This is a genomic window from Pseudomonas sp. 1121_17, assembly GCF_052850745.1.
This window is the reverse complement of sequence record NZ_VXCX01000029.1, coordinates 1-1524: the sequence shown is the minus strand read 5'-3', so window position 1 is coordinate 1524 and position 1524 is coordinate 1. Positions and strand designations below refer to the sequence as shown.

General features: G+C 58.0%; 1 protein-coding gene. It reads left to right on the top strand.

Annotated features, from left to right (window positions below; translation table 11 throughout):
* Window positions 1-1524 (top strand): beta strand repeat-containing protein (locus FW789_RS24270; protein WP_446432147.1); only part of this gene is annotated, 1524 nt, incomplete at both ends.

The following is a 1524-nucleotide window of genomic DNA, read 5'->3' as shown; positions in this document are numbered from 1 at the left end:
CGCGACTGTCACTGCGGTCAATGGCGGCAACTTCGAAGCTGTGGATTTGACCGGCGCGAATACCACCGTTGCTGTCGAAGACACCATCGACACCACTACCGTGGCCGTCACTGCCGAAGCAGCGAAAGAAGGTGATGCAAACCTCACCTTCAACTTCCAGCTGAGCAACCCGCCGCAGGCTGGCACCACGGCTACCTTGACCGTGAACGTCGGTGGTACTGATTACACCGTCACAGTTGGCGCTGATGGCAAGGGCACCTTGTCGGTCCCGAACACCAACGTTGAAGACGTCTACAAAGACGGTAGCGAAGTCACCGCGACCGTTACTGCCGTCAATGGCGGCAACTTCGAAGCTGTGGATCTGACCGGCGCGACTACCACTGTCGCTGTCGAAGACACCATCGATACCATCACCGTGGCGGTCACTGCCGAAGCTGCGAAAGAAGGTGATGCAAACCTCACCTTCAACTTCCAGCTGAGCAACCCGCCTCAGGCTGGTACCACGGCTACCTTGACCGTTAACGTCGGTGGCACTGATTACACCGTCACTGTTGGCGCTGATGGCAAGGGCACCTTGTCGGTCCCGAACACTAATGTCGAAGACGTCTACAAAGACGGTAGCGAAGTCACCGCGACTGTCACTGCGGTCAACGGCGGTAACTTCGAAGCCGTCGATCTGACTGGCGCGACCACTACTGTCGCTGTCGAAGACACTATCGACACCACCACCGTGGCCGTCACTGCCGAAGCTGCGAAGGAGGGTGATGCCAACCTCACCTTCAACTTCCAGCTCAGCAATCCGCCGCAGGCTGGCACCACTGCTACCTTGACCGTTAACGTCGGTGGCACTGATTACACCGTCACTGTTGGTGCCGATGGCAAGGGCACGCTCCAGGTCCCGAACACCAACGTTGAAGACGTCTACAAAGACGGCAGTGAAGTCACTGCGACCGTCACTGCGGTCAATGGCGGCAACTTCGAAGCTGTGGATTTGACCGGCGCGACTACCACCGTTGCTGTCGAAGACACCATCGACACCACTACCGTGTCCGTCACTGCTGAAGCTGCGAAGGAAGGTGATGCAAACCTCACCTTCAACTTCCAGCTCAGCAACCCGCCGCAGGCTGGCACCACGGCTACCTTGACCGTGAACGTCGGTGGTGCTGATTACACCGTCACTGTTGGTGCCGATGGCAAGGGCTCGCTCCAGGTCCCGAACACCAACGTTGAAGACGTCTACAAAGACGGCAGCGAAGTCACTGCGACCGTCACTGCGGTCAATGGCGGCAATTTCGAAGCTGTGGATTTGACCGGCGCGACTACCACCGTTGCTGTCGAAGACACCATCGACACCACTACCGTGGCGGTTACTGCTGAAGCAGCGAAAGAAGGTGATGCAAGCCTCACCTTCAACTTCCAGCTGAGTAACCCGCCGCAGGCTGGTACCACTGCGACCTTGACCGTTAACGTCGGTGGCACTGATTACACGGTAACTGTTGGCGCTGATGGCAAGGGCACTCTCCA